This is a genomic window from Streptomyces sp. P5F9 (assembly GCF_057961495.1).
The window spans coordinates 1-21,416 of the sequence record NZ_JBXVPZ010000137.1 but is presented as its reverse complement, the minus strand read 5'-3'; the positions used below and the strand labels follow the sequence as shown (position 1 = coordinate 21,416).

Annotated in this window: 17 protein-coding genes and 1 pseudogene; 13 read left to right on the top strand and 5 right to left on the bottom strand. The window is 68.9% G+C overall.

The features are described from left to right. The first annotated feature begins 139 nt into the window (after nucleotides 1-139). Together AC31A1_RS22465 and fusA are read left to right on the top strand one after the other, a co-directional pair. Nucleotides 140-982, top strand: a complete 843-nt coding sequence (locus AC31A1_RS22465) for an NlpC/P60 family protein (protein ID WP_489655026.1) — start codon at nucleotides 140-142, stop codon at nucleotides 980-982. Between the two features lie 280 nt (nucleotides 983-1,262). Further along, complete coding sequence (gene fusA / locus AC31A1_RS22460; protein WP_489655025.1) at nucleotides 1,263-3,320, top strand: elongation factor G; 2,058 nt, start codon at nucleotides 1,263-1,265, stop codon at nucleotides 3,318-3,320. A 125-nt stretch (nucleotides 3,321-3,445) separates the two neighbouring features. Here fusA and AC31A1_RS22455 read toward each other — a convergent pair whose 3' ends face one another. Next, nucleotides 3,446-5,212: a coagulation factor 5/8 type domain-containing protein gene (locus AC31A1_RS22455; protein ID WP_489655024.1), complete on the bottom strand. Its 1,767-nt coding sequence runs from the start codon at nucleotides 5,210-5,212 to the stop codon at nucleotides 3,446-3,448. A gap of 210 nt (nucleotides 5,213-5,422) precedes the next feature. Here AC31A1_RS22455 and AC31A1_RS22450 point away from each other — a divergent pair, with 210 nt between their 5' ends. From AC31A1_RS22450 to AC31A1_RS22415, 8 genes and pseudogenes are all read left to right on the top strand, one after another. Then, nucleotides 5,423-6,739, top strand: a complete 1,317-nt coding sequence (locus AC31A1_RS22450; RefSeq protein ID WP_489655023.1) for an ABC transporter substrate-binding protein — start codon at nucleotides 5,423-5,425, stop codon at nucleotides 6,737-6,739. Nucleotides 6,740-6,747: 8 nt separating this feature from the next. Beyond that, on the top strand, nucleotides 6,748-7,743 hold the full coding sequence (locus AC31A1_RS22445) for a carbohydrate ABC transporter permease (protein ID WP_489655022.1): 996 nt from the start codon (nucleotides 6,748-6,750) through the stop codon (nucleotides 7,741-7,743). Nucleotides 7,744-7,765: 22 nt separating this feature from the next. Then, nucleotides 7,766-8,605 carry a carbohydrate ABC transporter permease gene (locus tag AC31A1_RS22440; protein WP_393757988.1) on the top strand — a complete coding sequence of 280 codons (840 nt, stop codon included), beginning with the start codon at nucleotides 7,766-7,768 and terminating at the stop codon, nucleotides 8,603-8,605. Between the two features lie 38 nt (nucleotides 8,606-8,643). Beyond that, complete coding sequence (locus AC31A1_RS22435) at nucleotides 8,644-10,002, top strand: GH1 family beta-glucosidase (protein ID WP_489655021.1); 1,359 nt, start codon at nucleotides 8,644-8,646, stop codon at nucleotides 10,000-10,002. Between the two features lie 127 nt (nucleotides 10,003-10,129). After that, a pseudogene (locus AC31A1_RS22430) lies at nucleotides 10,130-10,323 on the top strand (discoidin domain-containing protein); the annotation flags it as partial. 191 nt (nucleotides 10,324-10,514) lie between these two features. Then, nucleotides 10,515-11,747, top strand: a complete 1,233-nt coding sequence (locus AC31A1_RS22425) for an RNA-guided endonuclease InsQ/TnpB family protein (RefSeq protein ID WP_489655027.1) — start codon at nucleotides 10,515-10,517, stop codon at nucleotides 11,745-11,747. Nucleotides 11,748-11,893: 146 nt separating this feature from the next. Continuing rightward, nucleotides 11,894-12,733: an alpha/beta fold hydrolase gene (locus tag AC31A1_RS22420; protein ID WP_489655020.1), complete on the top strand. Its 840-nt coding sequence runs from the start codon at nucleotides 11,894-11,896 to the stop codon at nucleotides 12,731-12,733. A gap of 85 nt (nucleotides 12,734-12,818) precedes the next feature. Further along, nucleotides 12,819-13,214: a hypothetical protein gene (locus AC31A1_RS22415; RefSeq protein ID WP_489655019.1), complete on the top strand. Its 396-nt coding sequence runs from the start codon at nucleotides 12,819-12,821 to the stop codon at nucleotides 13,212-13,214. Nucleotides 13,215-13,228: 14 nt separating this feature from the next. On the opposite strand, the gene AC31A1_RS22410 is transcribed toward AC31A1_RS22415, so the two are convergent. From AC31A1_RS22410 to AC31A1_RS22395, 4 genes are all read right to left on the bottom strand, one after another. Continuing rightward, the gene (locus AC31A1_RS22410; RefSeq protein ID WP_489655018.1) at nucleotides 13,229-14,800 is read right to left on the bottom strand and encodes a type ISP restriction/modification enzyme; all 1,572 of its coding nucleotides are present in this window, start codon (nucleotides 14,798-14,800) and stop codon (nucleotides 13,229-13,231) included. A 41-nt stretch (nucleotides 14,801-14,841) separates the two neighbouring features. Further along, on the bottom strand, nucleotides 14,842-16,413 hold the full coding sequence (locus tag AC31A1_RS22405) for an N-6 DNA methylase (protein WP_489655017.1): 1,572 nt from the start codon (nucleotides 16,411-16,413) through the stop codon (nucleotides 14,842-14,844). A 373-nt stretch (nucleotides 16,414-16,786) separates the two neighbouring features. Next, nucleotides 16,787-17,179, bottom strand: coding sequence for an SCO5389 family protein (locus AC31A1_RS22400; protein WP_489655016.1), 393 nt, complete (start codon nucleotides 17,177-17,179; stop codon nucleotides 16,787-16,789). A 49-nt stretch (nucleotides 17,180-17,228) separates the two neighbouring features. Then, nucleotides 17,229-18,188 carry an ATP-binding protein gene (locus tag AC31A1_RS22395; protein WP_489655015.1) on the bottom strand — a complete coding sequence of 320 codons (960 nt, stop codon included), beginning with the start codon at nucleotides 18,186-18,188 and terminating at the stop codon, nucleotides 17,229-17,231. Between the two features lie 156 nt (nucleotides 18,189-18,344). Between AC31A1_RS22395 and AC31A1_RS22390 the strand changes: the two genes are divergently transcribed. The 3 genes from AC31A1_RS22390 to AC31A1_RS22380 all read left to right on the top strand — a co-directional run. Continuing rightward, nucleotides 18,345-18,881, top strand: coding sequence for a GNAT family N-acetyltransferase (locus AC31A1_RS22390; RefSeq protein WP_489655014.1), 537 nt, complete (start codon nucleotides 18,345-18,347; stop codon nucleotides 18,879-18,881). Nucleotides 18,882-18,886: 5 nt separating this feature from the next. Beyond that, nucleotides 18,887-20,392 carry an ABC transporter substrate-binding protein gene (locus tag AC31A1_RS22385; RefSeq protein WP_489655013.1) on the top strand — a complete coding sequence of 502 codons (1,506 nt, stop codon included), beginning with the start codon at nucleotides 18,887-18,889 and terminating at the stop codon, nucleotides 20,390-20,392. A gap of 3 nt (nucleotides 20,393-20,395) precedes the next feature. Continuing rightward, the coding region (locus tag AC31A1_RS22380) for an ABC transporter permease (RefSeq protein WP_489655012.1) at nucleotides 20,396-21,416 on the top strand (1,021 nt) is incomplete at its 3' end.

Genomic DNA, 21,416 nt, shown 5'->3' with positions numbered 1-21,416 from the left:
TGTGTATAAGAGACAGGGTTTCCCCAGGGTTTCCCGTTGCCCTTCGGGGCGGGGTGACGCCGGGTCCTCGACCGGCCGGGCCGGGGTCGGCAGGCTGGTGCACGACCAGTTTCGGACCACAGGAAACGGGGGTCCCGGCATGCTCCGGCGGACCGGAATCATCGGCACACTCATCGGGCTCTTCGCCTTCCTGCTCTGGGCGCCGGCGGCCGGTGCCGCCCCGGCCGCGAGCAGCTGCGGTGTCCTCGCCCCCGGCGCCTCGGCCGCCGCACAGAGCGCGATCGCCGCCGCCTGCGCCCAGGTCGACGCGGGCACCTGGTACACGTGGAGCGGCGGCCACGGCGACCAACCGGGCGCCACCTTGGGCCAGTACGACGGCCAGGACGAGGCCAGCAGGCACGACAGCGAGCGGGTCGGCTTCGACTGCTCGGGTCTCGTCCGCTACGCCTACGCGCAGGCCGCCGGCTCCGACATCCTCAACGGCGACGCGAGCCGTCAGTACTACACGACCCGCGCCGCCGCCCGCTTCACCGCGGCCCAGGGCGAGGCCCCGCTGCTCCCCGGCGACCTGCTCGCCTACGGCGACTCGGCAGACCTGCACCACATCGCGATCTACATCGGCGCGGGCAAGATGGTCGAGGCCAGGCAGTCCGGCACGCATCTGATGGTCAGTGATGTCCGCCTGGGCGGCGACTACTTCGGGGCCGTCCGCGTCAACACCGGTGCGGTGACCGGGCATGTCTTCCGGACCTGGGGCACCGGCGTCTGGACGAAGACAGCACCCTCGGTCAGCGCCACGCGCGTCTACGCCTTCCCCGATGCGACCAGCATCCGCGTCGAGTGCCAGAAGCACGCGGAGACCGTCACCTCCGACGGCTACACCAACGACGCCTGGGCCTATCTGCCCGACTACAAGGCCTGGATGACCAACATCTACATCCAGGGCCCCGCCTGGCTGGACGGCGTCCCCACCTGCACCTGACCCACATCCGATAAATCCCGTGCTCCACACCCCGGGTTTCCCTACACTCGCCACATCCGTTGACGAGTGAGGGGAGCCCGGCCGTGCGTTACCGCACCGCTGTCGTCGTTCCTCCCTCCCGGTACGAGGTGATCCTCGTGTCTCCGGCCGTCCGGTGCCCGCTGCGCGGCCGGTACCGGATGCCCGTGACGTGACAGCTTTTTGACGATCCGTCAATTCACCTCTCCCGCACGGGAATTGCGCCGCCCTGCACGGAAACACTTTCGAAAGGCCACGGGCCGTGCGCACCGAACGCCCTCTCACCACCCCGCTCTCCGCCGTCCGCAACCTGGGCATCCTCGCCCATGTCGACGCCGGCAAGACGACCGTCACCGAGCGGTTCCTCTACCTCACCGGCACCACCCACAAGCGCGGTGAGGTCCACGACGGCACGACCGTCACCGACTTCGACCCCCAGGAGCGCGACCGTGGGATCACCATCTTCGCCGCTGCCGTCACCTGCGCCTGGGACGGTCACCGCGTCAACCTGATCGACACCCCGGGCCATGTCGACTTCGCCGACGAGGTGGAACGGTCCCTGCGCGTCCTCGACGGCGCCATCGCGGTGTTCGACGCCGTCGCGGGCGTCGAGCCGCAGAGCGAGTCGGTGTGGCGCCAGGCCGACCGGTACGGCGTGCCGCGCATCGCCTTCGTCAACAAGCTGGACCGCGCGGGCGCCGACCTCGACACGGCCGTCGCCTCGATCCGCGAACGGCTCCATACGGCGCCGCTGGTGGTGCAGTTGCCGATCGGCACGGAGGACGGCTTCACCGGCGTCGTCGATCTGCTCCGGATGCGTGCCCTGGTGTGGACCGACGGCAGCGACACGCCTGAGGAAGTCCCGGTCCCCGACGGCCTGTTGGAGGAGGCGCGGCGGCGCAGACGGCTGCTGGAGGAAGCCGTGGCGGAACTGCATGCGGGTGCGCTGGAGGAGTTCTACGACGGCTCGGCCCTGTCCGCCGGGACGTTGAGCGCGGCCCTTCGCGACCTCACCCGCACCGGCGACGGTGTGGTCGTGCTGTGCGGCTCGGCCTACCGCAACCGCGGCATCGAGCCACTGCTGGACGCCGTAGTCGCGTACCTGCCGTCGCCGTCGGACGTTCCGGCGGTACGGGGGACGGACGACTCCGGCGCCGAGCAGGAGCGGGCGGCAGATCCTCAACTGCCGTTCGCCGCACTGGCGTTCAAGGTGAGTGCGACCGCGACCGGGCGGCTGACGTATCTGCGGATCTATTCGGGCACGATCGAGAAGGGAGACACCGTGTGGGACCCGGGCGCGCGGCGCACCGAGCGGATCGGGCGCATCCTGCGGGTGCAGGCCGACCGGCACGAGCGGCTGGACCGGGCGGTCGCCGGGGACATCGTCGCCGTGGTGGGACTGAAGTCCGCCCGCGCCGGCTCGACCCTGTGCGCGCCGGACGCCCCGCTCGTCCTGGAACCGCCCACGGTCGCCGAGCCGGTGGTCTCCGTCGCGGTCGAGGCGCGCAGCAGCACCGACACCGGCCGACTGGCCTCGGCACTGGCCCGACTGGCACAGGAGGACCCGTCGTTGGCCGTCCGCACCGACGCCGAGACCGGCCAGACGGTCCTGTCCGGCATGGGCGAACTGCACCTGGAGGTCGCGGTGGAGAAGATCCGCCAGACCACGGGTGTGGACGTCAACGTCGGCCGCCCCAGGGTCGCTTACCGGGAGACGGTCGTGCGCGGAGTGACCGGCCGGGTCTACCGGCACGTCAAACAGGACGGAGGATCAGGGCAGTTCGCGCACATCGTGTTCGACGTCGAGCCGCTCGACGGCCCCGGCTTCGAGTTCCGCTCGGCGGTCGTCGGCGGGCGGGTGCCGCAGGAGTACGTCCGCTCGGTGGAGGCCGGGTGCCGTGACGCCCTCACCGAGGGGCCGATCGGCGGCTTCCCGGTGACCGGGCTGCGGGTCACGCTGACCGACGGGGCGACCCATGTGAAGGACTCCTCGGAGCAGGCGTTCCGCACGGCCGGCCGCCTCGGCCTCCGCGAAGCCCTGCGCGCCTGCACGACGGTCCTCCTCGAACCGGTCGTCGAGGTCACCGTCACGGTGCCCGAGGACGCGGTCGGCGGCGTGCTCGGCGACCTGGCCGCCCGGCGCGGCCGCGTCACCGGCTCGACGACCCGTACGGGCTCGGCGATCGTCACGGCGACCGTGCCCCTGGCCGAACTCTTCGGCTACGCAACGCGGTTGCGCAGCCGGACCCAGGGCCGGGGGACGTTCACGGCCCGGCCGACGGGGTACGCGCCCGCGCCGGGCGCGGTGACCGTCCGGTGACGGTGGCGGGTGCGGACCGAAGGGGGAGCTTCGGCCCCGCACCCGCCACGTACTGAGGGACTTCGGGGGTCTTTGGCAGTCCCGGGATCTCAGGGATACCTGGGATCCCGGCGACCCCCGGAGTCTCAGGGGTACGAGACCACCGTCGACGGCACGGTCGACGTGCCCGAAGTCGGCGCGCCCGTCTCGTTGATGACGTGCTCGTACTGGCCCTGGCCGCCGAGCGAGACGACCAGCAGGTCGTGGAACTTCACGCCCGAACGGTTCGGCGCCGCGAACCCGTTGTGCTGCACGATCGTCGGGGCGACGTTGTAGTAGCAGTAACTGCCCAGGCCCCAGCCCTCGTGCACGGTCACGTTGTCGCCGACCTTGTAGGCGGCGTACCCCTTGATCGAGCCGTTCTGGATGGCCGCCTGGTTCGGGGCGTCGTACGCCTTCTCGTTCTGGAAGAAGATCGTGCGGCCACGCTCGCCGTTCCACTGGACGTCGTACTTGTTGAAGTGCTCGACGAACAGCCCGGTGGTCAGTACGTCGGCGCCGTTGACGACGAGGCCGTAGTCGGCGCGGTTGGTGTCCCAGCCGATGCCCGTGCCGTGGTCGGCGCGCCAGAGCCAGGTGTGGTCGACGATGGTGTGGCGGTTGTTGATGACCATGCTGGTGGTGGCCTTGCCCGCGCCCGCGCCGCCGATCCGGACGAACACGTCCTGGACGGTGGTGGGGTTGGCGGAGTGGTCCGTCGTCGTGCCTGACGGGCCAACTTCCAGCAGGGTGTTCGAGTTGACCGTGCCCGCGTCGATCAGGAAACCGGCCAGGCGTACGCCGTCGACGTCGGCGGTCTTCAGGGCCGTAACTCCGTTGTCCGGCACCAGCGTTGCGTAACCCAGGCCCAGGACAACGGTGTTGGCGCGGTTCACCTGGATCGGCTGGTCCAGGTGGTAGATCCCCGGGGTCAGCAGGAGGTGAAGTCCCTGCGTGAGCGCCTGGTTGAGGGTGGCCGCCGTGACGCCCGGCTTCGCGACGTAGAACTGGGACAGGGACAGGGAGGTGCCGCGCGGTGTGCCGTTGCCCCAGGTCACGCCGCTCGCGTTGGTGCGCTTCTCGGGGAGGAAGACGCGGTACTCGGTGCCGTTCAGGTACAGGAAGGGCTTCTCGCGGGAGACCGGGGTCGTGGCCAGCGTGGTGTACACCGGGTTCGGGAAGCCCTGTGCCGGTGCGCCCTGCACGCCTGAAAAGACCATGTTCCAGACGCCGTTGAGCCAGCTGCCGATCACACTGTCCCGGGTGTACCACTGCTGCTGCGAGTACGGCTGGACCTGGCCGTCGATCCGGCTGTCGGCGATGTAGCCGCCGCTCGCCCAACCGTAGCCGTTCGGGGAGAGGTTGAGGCTGCCGCGCACGTGCATCCGACGGAAGGGGGCCGCCTGAGCCACGGCCCACCTGTTCGTACCGCTGACCGGGACCAGCGCGAGGTTCTCCGCCGAACGCCAGAAGTTCTGCGTGGCGTTGCCGTTGAACCAGCCGGCGTCGACCGTGATGTCACCGTTGATCGTGGTGTCGTCGGGGGAGAGGCCGAGGCCGGAGATCGAGGTGTAGAAGCCGAGTTGGGCGTTGAGCCCGCTGTACGTGCCTGGTTTGAACAGCAGTTGATAGCGGCCTGTGCCGAACTGGGCCGTCTCCTGCTGGGCGAAGATCTGGTCCAGCTTGGCCTGGATGCCGGCGGTGGACGGGTCGAAGACGATGACGTTGGGGCCGAGGTCGCCGCCGCCGGGCAGCGCGCGCGGTGTCACCGCGGTGGGGGTGGAGGGGGCGGCGGAGGCGGCTGTGGGCAGGCCGGCCAGTGCGGAAGCGGCGGCGGCTGCGCCGAGAACGGTTCTGCGTCGAACTGAGGACATGTCGCGGCTCTCCTTGTTCATGAAATGAACGCCGGTGGGGTTGGGAGCGCTCTCTCGCGGGGGAATGCTTCAGGTCCGTGAACGTGGTCGTCAAGAGGTACGACCGAGTTCGACGAGTGGCGTCCAAACTCTTGACGCCCCTGGCTTCCGAGGTTTAACTCACGTCCTAAATTAAGTCGTGAGTGCATTCCCTGAAGGGACACCCGGAGTATGCGCAGCATCCGAGCCGCGGCCGTAGGCGCCGTCACCATGTCACTCGCCCTTGCGGCCACGGCCTGCGGAGGCGGTTCGTCCACGGGTGGGGGATCCAACGACTCGCCCAAGACGCTCACCTACTGGGCCTCCAACCAGGGCGCCAGCATCGCGATCGACAAGAAGGTCCTCCAGCCCGAGCTCGACAAGTTCAAGAAGCAGACCGGCATCACGGTGAAGCTGGAGGTCGTGCCCTGGTCCGACCTGCTCAACCGCATCCTCACGGCGACGACGTCCGGCCAGGGCCCCGACGTCCTGAACATCGGCAACACCTGGAGCGCCTCGCTGCAGGCCACCGGAGCCTTCCTGCCGTGGAGCGCGGCCAACTTCGCGAAGATCGGCGGCAAGGACCGCTTCGTCGACTCCGCGCTCGGCTCCACCGGCGCCACCGGCAAGGACCCCGCCGCCGTCCCGCTGTACTCGATGGCGTACGCGCTCTACTACAACAAGCAGATCTTCGCCGACGCCGGCATCTCCCAACCTCCCGCCACCTGGGCCGAGTTGGTCGCCGACGGAAAGAAGATAGAGGCGAAGGGCAAGCAGGCGCTCGGTGCCGAGGGTGCCAACGTCTCCGAGAACATCCACCACACCTTCGTCTTCGCCAAGCAGCACGGCGCCGACTTCTTCACCGCCGACGGCAAGGCCGACTTCACCAACGACGGCGTGGTGGCCGCGGTCAAGCAGTACGTCGACCTGATGGCCAAGGACAAGGTCATCCCGGTCGGCAACGCCGAGTACGCGCAGAACCAGTCCGTCAGCGACTTCGCCAAGGGCAAGACGGCGATGCTGATGTGGCAGTCGGCGTCCGCCAACCTCAAGTCCCAAGGAATGAGCGAGAGTTCGTACGGCATCGCCCCGATACCCGTGCAGTCCGGCACCCCGGGCACCGGCGCGCAGACCAACTCGATGGTGGCCGGCATCAACCTCGCCGTCTTCAAGAACACGGACAACTTGGACGGTTCCACCAAGTTCGTGAAGTTCATGACGAGCGACGCCGAGCAGAAGATCCTCAACACGGCGTACAGCTCCATCCCGCCGGTGAAGACCGCGCAGGAGGACACCGCGTTCAACACCCCCGCGAACGCCGTCCTCAAGGACACCCTCGCCAAGAGCGCCGCCGCGCTCCCGCAGGTCGCCGACGAGTCGCAGTTCGAGACGGCGGTCGGCACGGCCGTCAAGGACCTGTTCGCCGACGCCGCCGCGGGACGTGCGGTGACGACCGCGTCGGTCAAGGCGGAGCTCGAAAAGGCTCAGCAGCAGATGCCGGCGAAGTGAGTGCGACTGTGACGAGCACTGTCACCCCGGAGGCCGCCGAGCGGAAGACCCCTTCCGCCACGGCGGCCCCCGGGCCGCGCCGCCGCCGTACCGACCGGATCCGCCGGATCGGACTGCCGTATCTGCTGCTCCTGCCCGCCCTGATCCTCGAACTCCTGGTCCACCTGGTGCCGATGGTCATCGGCATCGTCATGAGCTTCAAGGAGCTCACCCAGTTCTACATCCGCGACTGGGGCACCGCGCCCTGGACCGGTTTCGGCAACTACAAGGTCTCGGTGGACTTCAGCGCCCCCGTCGGCAAGGCGCTGCTCCACTCCTTCTTCGTCACCGTCGGCTTCACCCTGCTGTCCGTCGCCTTCTGCTGGCTGCTCGGCACGGTCACCGCGCTCTACATGCAGGACAACTTCCGCGGCCGGGGTTTCCTGAGAGCGCTCTTTCTGATCCCGTACGCGCTGCCGGTCTACGCGGCCGTCATCACCTGGGTCTTCATGTTCCAGCACGACAACGGCCTCGTGAACCACGTCCTGCACGACCAGCTGCACATCACCGGCAAGCCGTCGTTCTGGCTGATCGGCGACAACAGCTTCTACGCCCTGCTGATCGTGCACGTGTGGAAGGGCTGGCCGTTCGCCTTCCTCATCGTCATGGCCGGCCTGCAGAACATCCCCAAGGAACTGTACGAGGCCGCGTCGATCGACGGCGCCGGCATGCTGCAGCAGATCCGCCGCATCACCCTGCCGTCGCTGCGCCCCGTCAACCAGGTGCTGGTGCTCGTCCTGTTCCTGTGGACGTTCAACGACTTCAACACGCCGTACGTCCTGTTCGGCAGGTCGGCACCCGAGGCCGCGGACCTCATCTCGGTGCACATCTACCAAGCCTCGTTCGTCACCTGGAACTTCGGCACCGGCTCCGCGATGTCGGTCCTGCTGCTCCTGTTCCTGCTCGTCGTCACCGGCGTGTACCTGGTGCTCACTTCACGCGGACGGAGGTCGGCCGATGTCTAGTTCCTCTCTCTCCCGTTCGCCGATGGCCCCGCCCCGCTCCTTCATCTGGTCGCGGCGGATCTTCCTCACCCTGCTCGCCGGCTTCGTCCTGGTGCCGGTGTACGTCATGCTCTCCAGCTCCCTGAAACCGCTCTCGGACGTCACGGGCAAGTTCCGCTGGCTGCCGAGCGGCCTCACGATCCGCCCGTACATCGACATCTGGTCGACGGTCCCGCTCGCGAAGTACTTCATGAACTCGCTGATCGTGTCCGTCGCCGCGACGGTCTGCTCGGTGGTGATCGCGGTCTTCGCCGCGTACGCCGTCAGCCGCTACGAGTTCCGCGGCAAGCGGGTCTTCACGGTCACCGTCCTGTCGACGCAGATGTTCCCGGGCATCCTCTTCCTCCTCCCGCTGTTCCTCCTCTACGTCAACATCGGCAACGCCACGGGCATCGCCCTGTTCGGCTCGCGCGGCGGCCTGATCCTGACGTATCTGACGTTCTCGCTCCCGTTCTCCATCTGGATGCTGATCGGCTACTTCGACTCCGTGCCAAGGGACTTGGACGAAGCGGCGCTGGTCGACGGGTGCGGACCGCTCGGCGCACTGCTGCGTGTCGTCGTACCGGCCGCGATCCCCGGCATCGTCGCGGTCGCCGTCTACGCCTTCATGACCGCGTGGGGAGAAGTCCTCTTCGCCTCCGTCATGACCAACGACGCGACCCGCACGCTCGCCGTCGGACTCCAGGGCTACTCCACGCTCAACGACGTGTACTGGAACCAGATCATGGCCGCCTCGCTGGTCGTCAGCGTGCCCGTGGTCGCCGGCTTCCTGCTGCTGCAGCGCTATCTCGTCGCCGGGCTGACGGCGGGCGCCGTCAAGTGACCGACCCGACCAACTCCGCTGACCGTAAAGGGACTTCAGTGACCATCGACTTCGCCGCACTCCCGCACGACTTCCTGTGGGGCACGGCCACCGCGGCGTACCAGATCGAGGGAGCCGTCGCCGAGGACGGACGTGCGCCGTCGATCTGGGACACGTTCTCGCACACTCCCGGAAAGATCGCGAACAACGACAACGGCGACGTCGCCTGCGACCACTACCACCGCTGGCGCGAGGACCTCGGCCTGATGCGTCAACTCGGCGCCAACGCCTACCGGTTGTCGATCGCCTGGCCCCGCGTCATCCCCGGCGGCGACGGCCCGACCAACCCCAAGGGCCTCGCGTTCTACGACGAGTTGGTGGACGGACTCCTGGAGGCGGGCATCACCCCCTCCGTCACCCTCTACCACTGGGACCTGCCCCAGGCGCTCCAGGACCGCGGCGGCTGGCCCGAGCGCGCGACCGCCGAGCACTTCGCCGCGTACGCCTCCGTCATGGCCGAACGCCTCGGCGACCGCGTCACCCACTGGACGACCCTCAACGAGCCCTCCTGCTCGGCCTGGATCGGCCACCTCGAAGGCAAGATGGCCCCGGGTTGGACCGATCTAACGGCCGCCGTCCGCGCCTCGTACCACCTGCTGCTCGGCCACGGCCTCGCCGCCCAGGCGATCCGCGCCGCCGCCCCCGACGCCCAGGTCGGCATCGTCAACAACCTCTCCACGGTGTACCCCGCGAGCGACCGCGACGAGGACGTCCAGGCAGCCCGCCGACAGGACGGCCACGTCAACCGCTGGTGGCTCGACCCGACCCACGGCCGAGGCTTCCCGGCCGACATGGTCGACACGTACGGTGTCGAACTCCCGGAACAGCCGGGCGACTTGGCGACCATCGCCGCCCCGCTCGACTGGCTCGGCCTGAACTACTACTTCCCGGCGACCGTCGCCGACGCCCCCGACGGCCCCGCCCCCTACACCCGCGCCGTACGCCGCCTCGGCGTCCCGCGCACCGGCATGGACTGGGAGATCGACGCGTCGGGCATCGAGACCCTGCTGCTCCGCCTCACCGAGGAGTACGACCCCCGCAGGATCTACGTCACCGAGAACGGCTCCTCGTTCCCCGACGTCGTACGCCCCGACGGCACCGTCGACGACCCGGAACGTCAGGACTACCTGGTCCAGCACCTCGCCGCCTGCGCCTCGGCGGCCCGCAAGGGCGCCCCGCTGGCCGGCTACTTCGCCTGGTCGCTGCTCGACAACTTCGAGTGGGCGTACGGCTACGACAAGCGCTTTGGACTGGTCCACGTGGACTACGAGACCCAGGTCCGCACGATCAAGGGCTCCGGCCGCCGGTACGCGGACATCATCCGCGACCACCGCAGCCGGGCCCGGCGCGCGGCCTGAGCAAGGCCGCCCCGGTGGGCGCGGGCGGGGGAGCCCGCACCCACCGGGGCATCATTAGCTCCAGTTGTGTCATGTATACGTCAATTTGATAGATGCCTTATCGCTTACTTCGTCACCTCTTTCAAGGAGATCGGACCTTGGCGCCACCCTCCGCATCGACCTCGTCACCCTCGACTGGGAGGTCGCCTACGGCGAGAGAAGAGATACGTCCTGGAGGTCTCCAAGAACGGCACCGACTGGACCCCCTTCTGCACGAAGACGGCTGGCACCGGCGGCTCAATCACCACAAGCGGGTACCCGCAGGAGGTGACGGGCCGCTATCCGGATTCATCCGCGGCACATCGAACTTCAGGCCGATGGTGAAGCGGATCAAGTGATCGCAGTGTGGAGCGGCGCGGAAGCATCCCGGCGGAGCGGGTAAACGCTCCATCCGGGTCGCCGAATCGTTACGGCAGATCCGGGTTCGTCCGATCGGGTTCGGAGTGTCGGTGGTGGGTGTTAGCGTCCGGATCATGCAGCTTCGGTATGCCTTCCGTCTCGACCCGGGTCCTGGTCAGCGCGCTGCGCTGGCGCGGGCGTTCGGGTGTGCGCGGGTGGTGTACAACGATGCGGTCGCGGCCCGGGAGCGGGCCCGGCGGGAGGGCGCCCCGTATCCGGGCGCGGCCGTGCTGTCGAAGGCGTTGATCACTGAGGCGAAGTCCACGCCGGGGCGGGCCTGGCTGTCGGAGGTGTCGGCGGTGGTGTTGCAGCAGGCGCTGCGGGATGTCGAGCGCGCCTACACCAACTTCTTTGCTTCCCTCAAGGGTGCCCGTAAGGGGGCGCGGGTGGGGGCGCCGCGTTTCAAGTCGAAGCGGGAGGCCCGGCAGGCGATCCGGTTCACCGCGAACGCCCGCTGGAAGATCACCGAGGCGGGGCGACTGCTCCTGCCGAAGGTCGGCGAGTTGAGGGTGCGCTGGTCGCGCACCCTGCCGTCGGTCCCCTCCAGTGTGACCGTCGTCCGGGACGCGGCGGGCCGGTACTTCGCCTCCTTCGTGATCGAAACCGACCCGGACTCCGATCTGGCGCGGATGCCCGACCCGGAGGACCTGCCCAGTATCGGCATCGATCTGGGGCTGACCCATTTCGCGGTCCTGTCCGACGGGACGAAGATCGACAGCCCGCGGTTTCTGCGCCGGGCCGAGAAAAAGCTGAAGAAGGCCCAGAAAGAACTGTCCCGCAAGCAGAAGGGCAGCAGGAACCGGGAGAAGGCCCGCCTGAAAGTTGCTCGCGCTCACGCGCAGGTGGCTGATGCCCGCCGCGAGTTCCACCACCAGCTCTCCACGAAGCTGATCCGCGAGAACCAAGGGATCGGCGTGGAGGACCTGGCGGTCAAGGGGCTCGCGCGCACCCGGCTCGGCAAGGCGGTCCGCGACGCCGGATGGGCTTCATTCCTGGCGATGCTGGAGTACAAGGCGCAGGGGTACGGGCGCACCTTCGTGAAGATCGGTCGGTTCGAGCCGACCAGCCAGGTGTGCTCAAGCTGCGGTGTCAAGGACGGCCCCAAACCCCTGCGCGTACGCACCTGGACGTGCAGTGCGTGCGGCACCGTCCATGACCGTGACCACAATGCCGCGAAGAACGTCAAACAGGCCGCCGGACTGGCGGCGACAGCCTGTCGAGCGCAGGTAAGACCAGAACCCTCGGTTCCGGCGCGGCGCGAAGAAGCAGGAAGCCACGGAATCCGGTCCGGAGCCCGTACCGCGTAGGCGGCAGAGCACCGGACCGGATGGCCGGAATCTCCCTGCTTCAGCAGGGAGAGCAAGTCAATCGCTCTACTCCTTCAAAGGGGGAGGGGGTTCGCCGGGCGGCAATCCGGTTGCCGCACGCCGGGTCCCCTGACACGCTCACGGCCATGCCGACCTTCGCCGCACCCGACGGAACCCGCCTCGCGTATCACGCCTCCGGCGACGGCCCGCCTCTGATCTGCCTCCCCGGCGGACCGATGCGCGACTCGGCCTACCTCGGCACCCTCGGCGGACTGACCGCTCACCGCCGTCTGATCCGGTTGGACCTACGGGGCACGGGCGCGTCGGAGGTGCCACGGGACCCGGCGTCGTACCGCTGCGACCGTCTCGTGGGCGATGTCGAGGCATTGCGCGAGCATCTGGGCCTTGACCGGTTCGACCTGCTCGCCCACTCGGCCGGTGCGAACCTGGCCGCGCTGTACGCGGCCCGGCACCCGGACCGCCTGGCCCGACTGACACTGGTCACCCCCAGCGCCTACGCGGTCGGCATCGGGATCTCGGCCGAGGACCGGCTCCAGGTGGCGCGGCTGCGCGGGTCCGAACCGTGGTTCGGCCCCGCGTTCGCCGCCCTGCAGGAGATCACCACCGGCCGGGCCACGCCCGACTCGTGGGAGGCCATCTCGCCCTTCGCGCACGCCCGTTGGGACGAGACGGCGCGTGCCTTCGAGGAGGCCGACGCGAAGGAGAAGAACGCGGAGGCCGCAGCCGTCTACGCCGCCGAAGGCGCCTTCGCCCCGGCCGGCACCCGCGCGACGATGGCCGCGTTCACATTCCCGGTGCTCGTCCTCGCCGGAGAGTTCGATATCTCCGCTCCGCCGCGCGCGATGGCGGAGTACGCGGGACTGTTCCCGAACGCGAAGTTGGTGGTTCAGTCCGGCGCCGGACATATGCCGTGGCTGGACGACGCTGGACGGTTTGTCACGCTCGTCGAAGCCTTCCTGAGGTGAGCCAAACTCCCCTGGATGAGGGTGTTTTGGTTCGGACCGCGCGGCTGTGGAGAGTCGGAGTGGGCGGTGTGCTAGGCATGTGGCCATGCCGCTTCCGCATTTCGAGCTGACCAGTTCCCAATACCGGATTCTGGCCGAAGCGTCGCTCCGATCCCTGCCTGATCCCGCGAACGACGAAGCGTCCCAACAGGAGTGGATCGTAAGGGAGTTGGATCCGGAAGAGGCTCAGTCCGAGGTGCCGGAGCTGGTCTTCCTCGGGCTCATTGCCATAGAGGGCGGAACTTTGGTCCTGACTGCTCTGGGCTCGGCCGTGCACCACCGAGCTGGTCATGAGGCCGCCGAGGAGCGACTGGCCGCCGTGACCCGGCTCGCCGAGGCGATGCAGGATACGGCTCCGCGGCTGGCTCGTACGGTTCGAGAGCTGGCGCAGGGAAGCATCTCGCTCGGAGAGGCGCTCGCCGAGGCGGCCAGGGAAGACTGAGAGGCGCGGAGGCGTCAGACATGGTCGGACCCCGGGGCGAACAGTGTCCCTTCCTGATGGTGCCGAGCCTTCCGCGCTCCAGGTGGGACGGGAAGAACTCCGGCCGTAGTCAGATCGGTGACGGTCACCACGTCGCCGGCGAGAACGTCTGTGAGCAGTTCGCTCTGCGCGGGTGCCAGATCGGTGAGACGGCGCAGGACCGAGAGCAGCTCGATCAGTTCGGACGTCCACTCCTGCGGCCAGTTCTCGACGTGGATGTCGTCCAGCGGGCTGGTCTTTTTGCTGGTGGGAGAGGCCTTGCGATAGCCGAACCACTTGTTCACGACACCCATACCGCCGACGTCGTAACTCCAGACGGCCTCGGGCACCGGTGCGAAGGCTGCCCTGCCGACGTACAGGGTCTGTGCCTCGACGTCGTAGCGCATCCGGGCGGGCAGGTCCCTACCAATGTGGCTCAGATACCTCACCTGCCGCTCGTCCCCAGGGGCGAACTCGACATTCCGAGGCCGTGCGGGTGACGGAGCCGCACCGCGCTCGCCGTACGTTGAGACCCAGAGGACGGTGCGGCCGAGAGTGACCCCTCGCTCCCAAAGTTCGCGTTCCCGTGTGAGGGGGAGGCGTACGCCCGGGGTGAGCAGATCTTCGGTGAAATGCTCGGTGAAAGCCCGGTGGCCGGCGACGGCAACCGCGTACGCCGCGAGGTCCTGGACGGTGACACGCTCCACATCCAGGACGCGGGCGAGATACGGCAGGAGCCCGGCGGGAGTGTTCGCGGAACCGTCCGGATGAAGGATCGGTAGGACCCGGCCGCCCCGGCCGTTGAAGTGGTGTGTGTCGGGGAGCAGATGGGTCGCCGCCACCGCGGGCCCGGAGTCGATGGCGTGGGACGACTGCTGGTTGAGGAAGATTTGGCCCGACTGGAGTGAGGCCCATAGATCAGGCCGGGGGCGGTCGAGGACGCGACTGTCGGCTATCAGGTACTGACGATCGAAGCTGCGCAGTCCGATGCGTATGAGGTCGGGTGTGGTGGCAGTCTCCTGGCCGATGGGGAGCGTGGAGAGGACATACCCGGGTAGAGGTTCCCTCTTGTGTCCCAATGTCCGATCGTCTGTCTCCTTGAACAGCTTGGACTTTTCTACGAGGTCGGTTTCCCGGACCATCCGGGCCCATCGGCGCCGTAGGGTCTCGGCAGAGGGGGAGCTGACCCAGGAGCGGTTCGCCTTCGATCCAGGGCTGCCCCAGGGAAACAGGTCGGCCAGTTCCGGGAACGCGTCCCAACCCGAGTGCGTGGCCGGTGTGAACGGACGAGGGCTCTCCGCATGAGTGTCGCGCCAGCCCTCGTCGTCCAGGCGGACGTCCTTGATCTGACGGAACTTGTCTGCCCGTCGTCCTGTCACCTCTCGGTAGTGGACGAGGGCCTGATGCCTCGGTCCACGTACCGCGTCCGCCCTGCGTATGAAGATGTGGATCGCCAGGGGCTGGGCGACGCCTGGGAAGACCCGGTTGGGCACCGGGGCCCGTAGCCCCTCGGGTGACAGGTTGATGATCCATCCTTCGTCACAGGTACGGCGTAGGTAGTCGCGCATACCGCGACCTCCGGGTCCGGTGGACCAACCCGACGGGGTGATCAGGCAGACCACGCCGTGCCGGTCCTCGGGATGGGCGTCGAAGACCTTCCAGGTTCCTGGCCGGTCGGGCGCTTCTCCACCCAGCCGCCGCGGTCTTCCGCCTTGTCGTCGTAGGGAGGGTTGGTGACCACGGCGGTCACGGGTGTGCGCGCCTTGATGCGGTTGGCCCGTCGGCGGGAGTCGGCGAGGGCGTCGTAAGTGGAGGCCAGGTACTCCTCCTCCACGAAGGGGTTGTCCAGGGTGTCCGTGACGAAGAAGCTCAGGCCGTCCTGGGGAAGTGGTGCCCCGTATCGCTTGAGCAGGTCGGACGCGCGGAGCTCGGCGACCGCGAAGGGGCCCATCTGGAGCTCGAACCCGAACAGTCTGGTGGCGAGCCGGGAGATGGCGTCGCGGGCCATCGCAGGCCCATGGCGCCGAGTCGCCTGGTCGGCGACCCGCTCGATGATGGTGTGGAGGAAGGTGCCGGTACCCATGGCGGGATCGATGATCTTCACCTCGTCCGCGCCGAATCCGTCCTCCTGGCCGAGTCGGCTGCGCACGACGTCCTCGGTGAGACGGACCATCTCCTCCACGATCTCGTGAGGCGTGTAGTACGAACCGCTCTGCTGGCGCAGCGCCGGGTCGTAGACCGTGAGGAAGTGCTCGTAGAGGTGGAGGTACGCATCCCGGTTTCCCGCTCGAATGACTTCCCAGTCCACCTTCGCGATACTGCGGGTCAACAAGTCGAGCGTAACGGTGAAGCGTTCGTTGATGTTGTCCGTGAGCAGTTGGAGTGCCTTGCCGATGAGGGCGTGGTCGGCGTCGAGGCGACGGCCGATCTCGTGGAAAGAGTTGGGCTCCAGCGGGATGCGCTCGGTGTGGGCCAGCAAGAGGGCGAAAGTGATGCTCTGGGCGTATCCGTCGGCGAACGTTGCGTCGTCGGCAGTCGGGAAGAGTGCTCGCCGCCAGTCGTTCCTGAGGCCGGTGAACGGGCGGGCCCGTACGTCGTCATCGGGTGCCGAAGACCGTGCCTCGAAGCTGAGTTGCTCCAGAACAGTGGCACGCAGCAGTCGGCACAGCGGTGCGATGTGCTGAACGAGGCGCGAGACCTGCGCGATCCGTGGAGGGCCCCAACGCAGGAACTGTTTCAACAGGGCGTCGAACGCGATGGGGTTGTCGAGAGAGAGCCGCTCCCCCGCGCTGTTGAGCGCGCCTCGGAAGAAGACGGTGTCCCCGACCTGCTCGCCGTGGCGGAACAATCGCCACTCGGTCCCGTTCGAGTAGAGGAGATTGGGCAGATCCCGGAGCTTCTCCCATTGCTCGCGGTTGCGCCGGGAAAACGTCTCCGGGTCCACGGACAGCCCGGGCTTCTTCAGTTCGATGTAGCCCGTGATGTCATTGTTCGCGCGCACCGCGTAGTCGGGACGTACCCCCAGGTCGGAGAGACGGAATTCGTCGTGCCAGGTCACATCGTGGAACTGGTGACGCCCGCCCACGGTCTTCAGCAACGCCTCAAGTGGAGCACGTATGGCCGACTCCTGGCCGCCTCCGCCGGACAGTTTCCGTCGGCACTCCCGACCGAAATCCGCCACGGCGTCCTGTAACCAGCCGTACTCGTCATCAGGCATGTTCCCCCCGAATGAGAATCGCCCCGGTCGACTAGATCCGGGGCATGCCACATGCAAGTCGGTACGCCAAATGCGCTGTGCCTGACTGATCGTGACGGACCGTATCCATCGTGTCCATCCCCCGGACCGAGAGTTCGCCGCCCGGTGCGTTCACCCGCCCGGGCGGGCGTCGTCGTCCGTTCAAATACCGCGGGTTGGGCGACGCCGGGTCGGGGCCCGCCTGCGGCTGCCGACGACGGTATATCGGCCGGACTCATCGTCTACGCCTGCGGAGACCTGATCCGTCTACTCGACGCGGCAGGCATCGAGTAGACGGTCCGACGGCAGGGCCGCCGTGTCAGCAGTCCCTGAACTCCGGCGACTGATTCAGCACTTGGGACCGCACCGACGTGAACTTCGCATAGGTCTCGCCGTCCAGCGCCCCCGGCCGGAACGCCGCCACCCGATGGCAGTTCTGGAAGGCCAGGGCCACGCCGAAGTGGCGCTCCAGGCTGCCCCGGATCGCGTCGCTGGCCAGGGCCCGCAGCAGCTGGCCGCGTTCCTGTTCGGACGGGGGCGGGGTCTGGTTGTCGGTGAACTCGGCGGTGCCGTCGTGGAGTTCGGTGGCGAGGCCGGCGATGAGGTCGTAGGCGTACGGGAGGGACGTGCGGACCGTGTCCACGAAGTCCGCCTCGCGGATGTCACCGTGCTCGGCTTCGGCGAGGAGCTTCGGGGAGACGTCGAGAGACATGAAAAGGGTTGTCCTGTCTGGTGGTTGGCGAACAGTGAGCAGGTGGTGATCAGGGTTGTGGAGTCGGGCCCGGTACGTAGTCCGGGTCCACCTGGGCCGCGAGGTCCAGGCCCGTTGCCCTGTCCGCCCAGGCGTTGGCGTTGCGGAGGTGGAAGTCGACGGCGTGGCGGTGCAGGGTCGGCCAGTCCCTCGGGTGGGCGTCGACCGCCTCGCGCAGCAGACGCAGGGCGTGCACGTTGTGCGGCTCCAACTCGCCCTGTGCTCGGCCCTGTTCGGCGGCACGGACGGCGGGGGAGTGGACCAGGTGGGTCAAGAGGTCGTCTCCCACCTCCTCCTTCAGGAAGAGCAGGTCGTCCTCGCCGGTGACCTTGTTGCCGACCACGGCGAGGCGGATGCCGAACTCCCGTGCGTGGTCGCGGTACTGGCGGTACACGGAGACGCCCTTGCGGGTGGGTTCGGCCACCAGGAACGTCAGGTCGAAGCGGGTGAACAGGCCGGAGGCGAAGGCGTCGGCGCCGGCCGTCATGTCGACGACGACGTATTCGCCGGGGCCGTCGACGAGGTGGTTCAAGTACAGCTCCACCGCGCCGAGTTTGGAGTGGTAGCAGGCCACCCCGAGGTCGCTCTCCTCGAACTCGCCCGTCGCCATCAGCGGTACGTCACCCGCACGGACCACATGCCGGGAGTGCACCTCGTCGTCGCCGAGCAGGCGCAGAAGGCGTGAGCCGCGTCCCGGTGGTGTGGTCTTGATCATGGCCTCGGGGGAGGCGATGCGGGGGTTGGTGCCGCGCAGGAAGTCCTTGAGCTCGGTGAGGTGGGCGGCCAGGGGCGGGGCGGTGACCGGTTCGGTGCCGGGAGGCATGTCGGGGGACAGGGCCTCGGCCAGGTGCTGGTTGATGTCGCCGTCGACGGCGAGCACGGGGGCGCCGGCGCGGGCCAGATGGCGGGCGAAGAGGGCCGACAGCGTGGTCTTGCCGCTGCCGCCCTTGCCGACGAACGCGACGCGCACTACCGGTCCGCCGCGATCGCGGTTTTGAAAATGAATGTCATGTGGCTAGGTTTTAGGGGGTGGCCGCGAGGCTGTCAAATCGAGTGGATCAAGGGCGATCCAGGAACGGTCCAAGGGCGATCAAGGCCTAGGAGTCTTAATGCATATGATGTGCAAGTGCTTGACTACTGCATCAGGGCGGCAGGCCCGGGCGATATCGACGGTGCGCGTGCCGTGATGCTCGACACCGTCTACCGCGACTTCCGCACCGGCTACGTGCCCCACTGGCACGGCGACATCATCGACCCGGGCGCCGCCTATCTCGCCCCGGCCCGCCACACCCTCCTCGTGGCGCTCGACCCCGACGACGGAACGGTCGTGGCGACCGCCGCCCTCGACTCCCGTGGACCGGTCCACCCGCCGAACCCGCGCGATCTCGCCGAGCGCTACCCCTCCGGCGAGACCGCGCAACTGCGTCGCGTCTACGTCCGCCCCGCGCACCGCCGGCGCGGCCTCGCCCGGCACCTCGTCGCCGAACTCCTCGCGTTCGCCGCGGCCGACGGCGGCTACCGCGCCGTATATCTGCACACCGACCCCGCCGTGCCCGGCGCAGAGGCCTTCTGGCGGTCGCTCGGGAAGGTCGTGCACGACGAGCGCGACGACCCGGGCGCCGGGCAGGGGATCATGCACTTCGAACTGGCGATGGAGCGATGACCGTAATGCGACCTGGACGAACCCGCCCCGCCCGCCTGCTCCTCGCCCTCACCCTCGCCCCTCTCCTCACCGGTTGTTTCGCCTCCGCCGGTGAGGAGAGCGGCGAAACGACGAAGGAGTCCGGTTCCCGGCTGCGCGTCGCCCTCGCGTTCCCGCCCGCCGAGAACCTCTCCCCGTACGGCGCCGACGCCACCATCCTCAGCCGTCTCGGCGTCACCGAAGGGCTGACCTCCCTGGACGCCAACGGATCCGCCGCCCCCGCGCTCGCCCGGTCCTGGCAGCGGGAGGGCGACCGCAGCTGGCTGTTCACGCTCCGCGAGGCGACATTCCAGGACGGCACCGAGGTCACCCCGGCCCGCGCGGCAAACGCCCTCGGCCATGCCGCCGAGGCGAAGCCCGCCCCAGCCGCGCTCTCCGGTGTCACCCTCACCGCCGAAGCCGTGGGCGGCGACCGCCTGCGCATCACCACCAACTCCCCTGATCCCGTACTGCCGTTGAGACTGGCCGGGCCCGCCCTCGCCGTCCTCTCACCGAAGGCGTACGAGGAGAAGGGCCGCGCCGACCCGGTCGGCACCGCCACCGGTCCCTTCGAACTGACGAAGGTCACCGGCTCCACGGCGGCCACCCTCGACCGCTTCGACGACTACTGGGGCGGCCTCGCCCAGGCCTCCGGAATCGACGCACGGTTCATCGCGGGCGGCACCGCCCGCACCAACGCGCTGCGCACCGGGCAGGTCGACGTCGCGGAGGCGATACCCGTCGCCCAGGCCGCCACGCTCGACACGGGCACCCGCCGGGAGACCGCCACCACCCGCACGACGAGCCTCCAACTCAACACCAGGACAGGCCCGTTCAAGGACCCGAAGCTCCGCGCCGCCGCCCGCGAGGCCGTCGACACCTCCGCACTCGCCAAGGGCGTCTACGAAAGTCACGCCGACGCGGGTACGGGCATCTACGGCCCCGCCGTCACCTGGGCAGCGGGCAAGCGCGAACAACCGGTCGGGCGGGCCGAGCCCATGGCGCCCGGTGGGCGGACCATCACCCTCGCGACGTACGACAACCGGCCCGAACTCCCCGAAGTCGCCCAGGTGTTGAAGCAGCAGCTGGAAAAGGCCGGATTCAAGGTCGAGTTGGAGGTCCGCGAGTACGCGCGGATCGAGAGCGACGCGCTGGCCGGGAAGTTCGACGCGTTCGTCGTCGCCCGCAACACCCTGGTGGACACGAGCGATCCGGTGGCCGTGCTCGCCAGTGACTACACCTGCGACGGCGGCTACAACCTCGCCCTGCTCTGCGACAAGGACGTCGACCGGGCCGTGGCGAAGGCCGAGGGCACGGCCGACACCTCCGCACGGCAGAGCGCCGCGATGACGGCCGAGGCCGAGATCCTGGGCACCGACGCCGTCGTACCGCTCGTCCACCAACGGGTCGTCACCGGCGTCGCCACCTCGGTGCGGGGCGTCCTCCTCGACCCGTACGAGCGCACCCTCGTCGGCCCCGGAACCCGGCGCTGACCCATGCCGCACCGCACGGCCACGCTCCTGTGGCGCGCCTTCCTCGCGGCCGCCCTCGTGTGCGCGGTGGGCCTGCTGCCCTGGCTCTCCCGCACCGACCCGGCCCTCACCGTCCTCAAGGCCCGCTCGGCGGAACGCGACCCCGACCCCGAGGTCCTCGCCACCATCCGAGACCAACTCGGCCTCGACGACGGCCCGTTGCGGCTCCTTGGCCAGTGGCTCACCGGCCTGCCGCGCGGCGACGCCGGCCGCTCCTGGATCTCCGGCGCCGAGGTCATGCCGGGATTGCTCCAAGCCCTGGGCGCGTCCCTGCTGTTGATGGGCGCGGCGGTCGCGGTGGCCGTCGTCACCGCCGGGCTGGTGTGTGCGCGCACGGTGCGGCGAGGTGCGCGTGCGGTGGGGCGGTCGGACGACGATGGGCCCGGACTCCCGGGCGTGCTGCGGGAGTTCGTCACGCGGCGCAGCGGCCGACGCAGGGCGGAGTGGTCGCGCGGAACCGGCTCCGCCGCACTCGCCGCGCTCCCCGAGTTCCTCACCGCGTCCGTGCTCGCCACCGTCGTCGGGGTGCAGCTCGGGTGGCTGCCCGCACTCGGGTGGTACGGGCCGCGTTGGACGGTGTTGCCGGCGCTTGCGCTGGGGTTGCCTGCCGGGGCCGTGCTCGGGCGGTTGCTCGATGACTTGTTGCCGGGGGCGTTCGGGGAGCCGTGGGTGCGGGCCGCTGCCGCGCGAGGGCTGTCCGGAGGACGGATCGCCCGGCAGGCCGTGCGGCGGTGTCTGCCCGGGCTGTTGCCCAACATGGGTTTGTTCGTCGTCGGGTTGACCGGTGGGGCCGTCGCCGTCGAGCAGATCTTCGACATCCCGGGGCTCGGGCGCACCACCCTCCAGGCCGCCCTCGCGCAGGACTTGCCCGTGCTACAGGCCGGCACCCTCGCCCTTCTCCTGCTCGCCGCCGTCGCCGCCGGACTCACCCGCCTCGCGGCACACCTCCTCATCGGCCCAGCACTGCGCGCCGACGCCCTCCCCT